Below are 7,472 nucleotides of genomic sequence, written 5' to 3' on the forward strand. Positions count from 1 at the left end.
CCATGTATCCCAGGAGGAAGCGTTCGCACCCGCGTCGCCGGACTCGTGCGGACGTTTGCACCGCAACCGGCTGACTTTGAAGGATGGGGCATTTTTCAACCTCGAAACGATCGAGATGCGGAACTCATCGAAGAGGCGGATTTCATTCAAATTTCCGAGTATTTACAACAGTTCCCGGCGGTGCGATTGTGGCTGGCGTACCGGCTGCGGGGTCAAACTTGGCTGGCGTATCCCGCCAACGAATCCGACGTTCGCCAGCGGACTGGAGTCGCCAAACCCGTCCCGGTTTATCTGGTGAGTGAGGGGGAAGCCTTTGAAAGTGCGATCGCCCGTTGGGATGGCAGCAACTGGTGGTTTGAAGAAATCGATCGCCGCATCGATCCGATGATTTCAGAGCAACTGCGAGAAGAACTTAAAGGGGGAACGCTGCCGGAAGCCTTGAACTTCAAGGGAATGACCCCGGAGATGAAAACTACCTACGATTTGGTATCCCAGCGCATCTGGACCCCACAAAAGCAGCAGCAGCGCGAGGAACGGCGGTTGAGAGCAGCTCTAGAGGTGGGAGGCGGCCAGTTGCACGAATTCCGCGATCGCGAGGATTTCTGGCTGGTGGAGTGGACGACGGCGGACGGCGAACACCATACCAGCGCGATTGCCAAAGCCGATTTGACGGTAATGAGTGCAGGAATTTGCTTGAGTGGAGAAGATCGCAACTTCGACTTACAATCTCTGGTGGGTGTGGTGGAAAATCGCGACGAAGAAGAAGGTTGGTAAGCCGTCGTTCCGTCGAAACATCCGATCGATACAGGAGAGAAAATGGCAATGGCACGAACTTCGATCGAATCCCAATTTGTCAACTTATCCGGTGCGAAAATCCACTATTTGGAAGTGGGTGACAAAGCAGCAACCACAACGGTTTTGTGTCTCCACGGGGCTAGTTTTCGCGCCCAAACTTGGCAAGATATCGGCACGCTGAAATTATTAGCCGATGGCGGATATCGTGCGGTGGCGGTAGACTTACCCGGTTACGGAGAATCTCAGTCAATTTCGGGCGATCGGGTGGCATTTTTGCTCGCGCTTCTCGATCGCTTCGCGCTCGATCGACCGATCGTCATTTCCCCTTCCATGAGCGGTCAGTATAGCATCCCTTTTATCGCCCAACATTCTGAAAAACTAAGGGGATTCGTCGCCGTTGCACCGGTCGGTATCGAGCGGTATAAAGGAAAGTTACAAGGTCTTTCTCTTCCCACTCTCGCCATTTGGGGAAGCAACGATCGCATCGTACCGGTTTCTCAAGCGGATATCCTCCTCAAACAAATGTCGAATGGGAAGAAAGTTGTTTTACCTAATGCCGGTCATGCTTGTTATATGAAGGCAACGGCTCTCTTTCACAACGAGCTAATGCAGTTTTTGCAAAATTTATAAACTGCGAAGAAAATATACTGGTTTTCAACGATCGTGTTCGATCGGAAAAACTCAGAATTGACTTATTTAATTTTAATAAAAATTTATCATCGCCAATATACTATATCTAAGTAAAGAGCGAATAAAATTATAAAAGAATTTTTTTTTAATATTGATTCTATTTCCCAATGAGTTATATTATGGCTTTAAAATGTGAAATTTTCTATGCTTATTCTCAATTCAGAACAAGTTCGATATTGCCAAGTCACCCGACAAGTCAAAGGTCAAACGGAACGATTACTGGGAATCGTTTATCAAGCGCAACTTTTTTCTAAATGTAAATCCTATCGCAAAGATAGAAAACAAGAAGCCATCGAGTGGACTCGAAAAAAAATCCTCGAAACCCAAGAACAAATCTTATTTTCGATTGTCGAAGAACCCCAGGCTTTTACCATTTGGCGGCAAGATTCTCGCCTTAAGTATGCTGGAGATGCGAGTATTCAATCCGATCGTTTAGTCGATCGGGTAAATTTCAAGAATCTTGTCAACCAAATGCGTCAGCCGGGAGGAGTCGCGATTGAAGATCGTCGCTACAACTTAAAAACCTATCCCAGTTGTTTTGTGGGTCGAGAAGCCGTATCGTGGATGATGCAAACCCTTCAGATTTCTCACGAAGATGCGATCGACCTCGGCCAAAAATTAATTGATGATAAATGGATGCATCACGTCACCGACGAACATCCTTTTCGGGATGAATATCTCTTTTATCGATTCGAGCTTGATAAGTAATCAAACCGATCGTACCTAAGCCTGCTAATGTCAAAAAATTAGCAAGGCGAAATGATTCAAAATGAATAACTCTATTGGGATTTTAAAGTAAAAAAAGTGACTTCAGGAGCGCAATTTAGACGAATGGGTATGTCACTAAAACCAATTCCGCGATTAACGTATAATTGATTTCCGGCTTCTCCATAATCGTTGACCCATGCATCCGCAAAAACTTTATCTTTTTTCACCAAAGCTAACCACGACCATTGGGGTAAATAGGGTAAACGGATTTGTCCGCCATGGGTATGTCCCGCGATCGCAAATGGAGCGGTATTTGCTGGAAATGCTGCAAAAGAATCGGGATTGTGCATCATCACGACTCGAGGACTATCGTCAGGAAGTTGATTTAAAGCGAGATCGACTTTATCGTTATTTGCCCAATGTGCGCCAATCCCGACAAGATATAACTCGGACTCTTCATTATTGGGCAGTGGTAGTTTAACGGCTTCGTTCGTTAAAACCTGGATTCCGATATCTTCCAATGCTCGCTCCAGTTGCGCGGCTAATTCCGTTTTTGGAGGCATTTTCTGACTCTTCATCCCATAGTCGTGATTTCCCAACACTGCATACGTTGGAATATTAGCCTCTGTTAAAGGACGAATTGCATTAATAACTTCATTAATTTCTACTTCTGGATTGGGGGTCGCATGATAGATAAAATCGCCGCTAATTAAAACGGCGGCGGGTTGCTCTTCAATTAACTTATCGATACTGTTCGACACCGTTGCGACATTGTCCCACCACATTCCGATCTGAAAATCAGAGACTTGTCCGATTTTTTGTCCTTCCCACGCTGTCGGAAGATTGGAAATAATCGCGATTTCTTCTTCCTTAGCAAGAATATAGGGTTCTACTAAACCCCAAACGATCGAAACTACCAAAAGTAGGGGAATTGCCAAAATTCCCAACCCAAGTTTTGCTTTATTTCTCATTTCTAGTCTTTTATAACAGCTTGTACCTTTTTAAAGAGCGGGCACTCGCTAATAGAGATATGAATATTACAGAGCAATCGTACCGGAGCTAGAAACGAGTGGGCATTTGTGACGACCCGTTCTCGTTCGGATACTGAAATTTTTGAATTAGGTGATGTCTGAGAAAGATATTCCTTTAAAGCCAGGTTCGTTGAAAGCAGGGTTTTGCAAACCTGTGGGAGCTAATTTCTCAGAGATCCCTTTACAATCGGAGCGGCGGGATTTGAACCCACGACCCCCACTACCCCAAAGTGGTGCGCTACCAAGCTGCGCTACGCCCCGATGCAGAACTATATAATAGCATAATGTTGGGTTATCGCAACCAATGCAAAGTACATCAAAAAGTATATCGAAGGGTTCACCCCTCGAACCCCCTAACGAGATCGCACCAACGTCGGTATTTCGTCTCTCCCAGCAGCATTTAGATCTACTCGAAACTTGTCCTCGCAAATTTCAACAGGTATTCCTCGAACGCCTCAACGCACCCCTGAGTCCGGAACGACAGGAGTCTCTCGCGGCGGGGAGTCGCTTTCATCTGTTAATGCAACAGCGGGAACTCGGTTTACCCATCGAGTCGATCGTCAAGACCGACGATCGACTCGATGGATGGTTAAATGACTTTATCGCCGCCGCACCGGATATCTTAACCCCCGATCTGACCCAAGCTGAAGCCGTCTTTCGCCAAGCCGAACACGATCGCATCTTGAGTTATTTAGGATTTGTGCTGAGCGCGCGCTACGATTTGCTCGTTGGAGACGATCGACAGGCGCAAATCCTTGACTGGAAAACCTATCCCCGTCCCCAAAACTCAAACCGACTGGCACAACACTGGCAAACCCGTCTCTATCCTTACCTTCTCGCCGAAACCAGCAACTACGAACCCGAGCAAATTTCGATGACCTATTGGTTCGTTCGGTCTGCGGGTCAGCAGGCGGAAGTCCGAGAACCGCAATGCCATCATTTTCCCTACAGCCGCACCCAACACCAACAAACCCACCAGGAATTGACCCGTCTTTTAGGGTTGCTGCGCAACTGGTTGCGGGATTACCAAAAAGGCAAACCCTTTCCCTCCACTCGCGAATCTCGGGGTTCTTGTCCGGTTTGTCAGCCTCCAACGGAGTCTCGCGCATCCTCCCTAACGAATTTCGATGGAGAACCTGTTGTTGTGGATTTGACCAATGTCAGTGCAATTCCCGAAATTCAACTCTAATTCCACGAAATTGGGACGAAATCCCGAGATCGCTGATTCGAGCTAAAATCGAGTTCTCTCAAATTCTGACAAATTCTGACAATCCGTTGTGAAAGGAAACGGGGGAGCTTTCAAGTGTATGCTTTTCACAACAGCGGCAATCTCTCGTTAAACTTCCATAAGATTGCAAGGGTTTTGCCGGCCCGGCCCGCTTGCCAAAACCGGAATCTAACACCAAAACCGGAATCTAACAAAGGTATCCTTGTCACAGATAGATCGATGGGAAGAATAAATCTCCCAAACTCTTTCTTTCTCCCGATCGCCTGTTCCCCATCTACCAGCAACGATGACTCAAATTGCCCTCTTCGGAACTAGTGCCGATCCCCCCAGTATTGCCCATCGAGAAATTTTGCGTTGGCTTTCCCGGCGATTCGACCGTGTGGCGGTATGGGCTGCGGACAATCCTTTGAAAACCCACCAAACTCTTCTGAAGCACCGTTCGGCGATGCTGCGGCTGACAATCGAGGATTTGAAACAACCCGATGGAACCTCTAAGGGAGTTGAAAACATTGAGTGTTACCCCCAACTGAGCGATCCTAGAACCCTCAACAGCGTTGGCAAAGCGCGACAATATTGGCCGGATGCGGATCTTTACTTGGCGATCGGAGCAGATCTGGTGTTTCAACTACCTCAATGGTATCGTGCGGCAGAGTTGCTGCAACAAGTTGGAATTGTTGTCGTACCTCGTCCCGGATGCCCGATGGAACTTGAAGATTTAGATCGCCTCAGAAAAGCCTGTCCTGTAGAAATTGCCGATTTAAAAATGCCCGATGTTTCTTCTAGTAGTTATCGAACAACCAAAGATCCGCAAACGATTACGATGCGAGTGGCCGAGTATATCGATCGAGAACATCTTTATTCTTGAGGGTTGATGCCCGATAGTCAGGCTAGGGAGACTTTTAACGTTTTCATGATTTTGAGGCAGGCGAGAGAAGATGGCGTTTTTAGATAAGAGGAAGAGCCATTTGAGGGACTGCGCTCAACGATTGAGAGATAGATAAAATGGGAGAAAGCTTGTTACCCGAACCTCAAAATATGACTCCGAAAAGTACAAATCTCGCGAATTTTAAAGTCGGAGTTGATAATGTCATTTTTTCTGTAGACATGGCTCAAAATCGCGTTCTCGTGCTGCTGGTGATGCGGCAAGGAGACCCATTTTCCGGACAATGGAGTTTGCCGGGAACGTTGGTTCGACAAGGAGAATCCTTAGAAGCAGCCGCTTATCGGATTCTAGCGGAAAAAATTCGCTTTAAGAATATTTATCTCGAGCAACTATATACTTTTGGCGGGCCCGATCGCGACCCCCGCGAATCTCCTGACTGTTTTGGCGTTCGGTATTTATCGGTGAGTTATTTTGCCTTGGTTCGGTTCGAGGAAGCACAACTGATTGCCGATGGTGTCACCGGCATTGCCTGGTATCCCCTAGAACGAGTACCGGAACTGGCGTTCGATCATCATCAAATATTGGAATATGGCTACCAACGCTTGCGAAATAAACTTGAATATAGCCCCGTGGCATTTGATGTATTACCCGAGACCTTTACGTTAGGCGATTTATATCAGTTATATACTTCGGTATTGGGCGAAAACTTTTCAGATTATTCCAACTTTAGAACGCGATTGCTAAAACTTGGTTTTTTAAGCGATACTGGGGTCAAAGTCTCGCGAGGAGCGGGTCGTCCGGCAAGTTTGTACCGATTCAACTCGGAATCTTTTGCTTTATTAAAAGATAAGCCCATGGTTTTTATTTAAAATCGAAACCATTATATTTAAATTTGATATACTATCTAATTTGTGAAAAGAATTTGACAATAAGGGTAATGCCAATCGAAAAAAATGAATCGATCGAAATAATAGAACTAGTCTAATGTTTGCATTCAATACTCGTACTGCATCAATCCTATGAAAATTGCGATCGCCCAACTCAATCCGATCGTTGGCAATCTCACATCGAACGCCCAACATATTCTCGAAGCTGCCCAAAAAGCGGCGCAGCAAAATGTTGACTTGCTCCTGACCCCAGAACTCTCACTCTGCGGCTACCCACCCCGCGACTTACTCCTCGATCCCAGCTTTGTGGAAGCGATGGCAATTCAACTACAACAACTCGCTCGAAAACTACCATCAAACGTGATGACATTAGTGGGAACGGCGATGCCGAACGAGCGATCGAGAACCGAAGGCGGTAAACCGTTATTTAATAGTATTGCCCTACTTCATCAAGGTGAAATTCGACAAGTTTTTCACAAACGATTGCTACCCACTTACGATGTATTTGACGAACATCGCTACTTTGAACCCGATGGAGAAACCAATTATTTGACCTTCTCTTCCCCCTCAAATTCCGAACTCTCCCTTAAAATTGGGGTCACTATTTGCGAAGACTTGTGGAACGATGAAGACTTCTGGGGAAAACGGCACTATCGTTGCAATCCGCTCGCCGATTTAGCCGACGCGGGCGTCGATTTCATCGTCAATCATTCCGCCTCTCCCTACTGCGTCGGCAAGCAAAAATTGCGAGAAGAAATGCTACGCCACACCGCCATCCGCTACGGAAAACCTATTGTCTATGCCAATCAAGTGGGGGGTAACGACGATCTGATTTTCGATGGTAATAGCATTGCTCTAAATCGGGCAGGAGAAGTGGTGTGTCGGGGGAGAAGTTGCCAAACTGATTTTGTCAAGTTGGAGTTCGATTCGCCTAGCGGCGACTTTTTGCCCGGTTCCATTGCCCCCGTCGCCCGAACGGAAGAGGAAGAAATCTGGGAGGCGTTGGTACTCGGGGTGGGAGACTACGCCCGTAAATGCAGCTTTTCTAAAGTTGTCTTGGGTTTAACTGGCGGCATCGATTCGGCGTTAGTTGCCGCCATCGCCGCCGAAGCCATCGGTGCCGAAAACGTCCTGGGGGTGCTGATGTCTAGCCCCTACACTTCAAAAGCCTCTGTAAACGATGCCCTCGCCCTCGCCCGCAACCTCGGTATTGCCACCCACACCCTAGAAATTGCCGAATTGATGGGGGG

8 protein-coding genes and 1 tRNA gene are annotated in these 7,472 nt (G+C 47.0%); 7 read left to right on the top strand and 2 right to left on the bottom strand.

Annotated elements, in window-relative coordinates:
* The 3 genes from IQ235_RS13595 to IQ235_RS13605 form a co-directional block, all read left to right on the top strand.
* Positions 1 to 774: hypothetical protein (locus IQ235_RS13595; RefSeq protein WP_264321994.1), on the top strand; the 774-nt coding region annotated here is incomplete at its 5' end.
* 48 nt (positions 775 to 822) lie between these two features.
* Complete coding sequence (locus tag IQ235_RS13600; protein ID WP_264321995.1) at positions 823 to 1,425, top strand: alpha/beta fold hydrolase; 603 nt, start codon at positions 823 to 825, stop codon at positions 1,423 to 1,425.
* Positions 1,426 to 1,629: 204 nt separating this feature from the next.
* A complete protein-coding gene (locus IQ235_RS13605; RefSeq protein ID WP_264321996.1) occupies positions 1,630 to 2,193 on the top strand; it encodes a DEP domain-containing protein in 564 nt (187 codons plus the stop codon).
* 71 nt (positions 2,194 to 2,264) lie between these two features.
* On the opposite strand, the gene IQ235_RS13610 is transcribed toward IQ235_RS13605, so the two are convergent.
* Together IQ235_RS13610 and IQ235_RS13615 are read right to left on the bottom strand one after the other, a co-directional pair.
* Positions 2,265 to 3,164 (bottom strand): metallophosphoesterase, encoded by a 900-nt coding sequence (locus tag IQ235_RS13610; RefSeq protein ID WP_264321997.1) that lies wholly within the window; start codon positions 3,162 to 3,164, stop codon positions 2,265 to 2,267.
* A 247-nt stretch (positions 3,165 to 3,411) separates the two neighbouring features.
* Positions 3,412 to 3,485, bottom strand: a tRNA-Pro gene (locus IQ235_RS13615).
* 43 nt (positions 3,486 to 3,528) lie between these two features.
* Between IQ235_RS13615 and IQ235_RS13620 the strand changes: the two genes are divergently transcribed.
* The 4 genes from IQ235_RS13620 to IQ235_RS13635 form a co-directional block, all read left to right on the top strand.
* Positions 3,529 to 4,413 carry a PD-(D/E)XK nuclease family protein gene (locus IQ235_RS13620; protein WP_264321998.1) on the top strand — a complete coding sequence of 295 codons (885 nt, stop codon included), beginning with the start codon at positions 3,529 to 3,531 and terminating at the stop codon, positions 4,411 to 4,413.
* A 325-nt stretch (positions 4,414 to 4,738) separates the two neighbouring features.
* Entirely contained in the window at positions 4,739 to 5,317 is a 579-nt protein-coding gene (locus IQ235_RS13625) for a nicotinate-nucleotide adenylyltransferase (RefSeq protein ID WP_264321999.1), read from the top strand.
* 137 nt (positions 5,318 to 5,454) lie between these two features.
* Positions 5,455 to 6,204: an NUDIX hydrolase gene (locus IQ235_RS13630; RefSeq protein ID WP_264322000.1), complete on the top strand. Its 750-nt coding sequence runs from the start codon at positions 5,455 to 5,457 to the stop codon at positions 6,202 to 6,204.
* 150 nt (positions 6,205 to 6,354) lie between these two features.
* A partial coding sequence (locus IQ235_RS13635; protein WP_319592589.1) for a nitrilase-related carbon-nitrogen hydrolase occupies positions 6,355 to 7,472 on the top strand: 1,118 nt, incomplete at its 3' end.

This window comes from Zarconia navalis LEGE 11467 (assembly GCF_015207075.1).
Lineage (GTDB): Bacteria > Cyanobacteriota > Cyanobacteriia > Cyanobacteriales > Geitlerinemataceae > Zarconia > Zarconia navalis.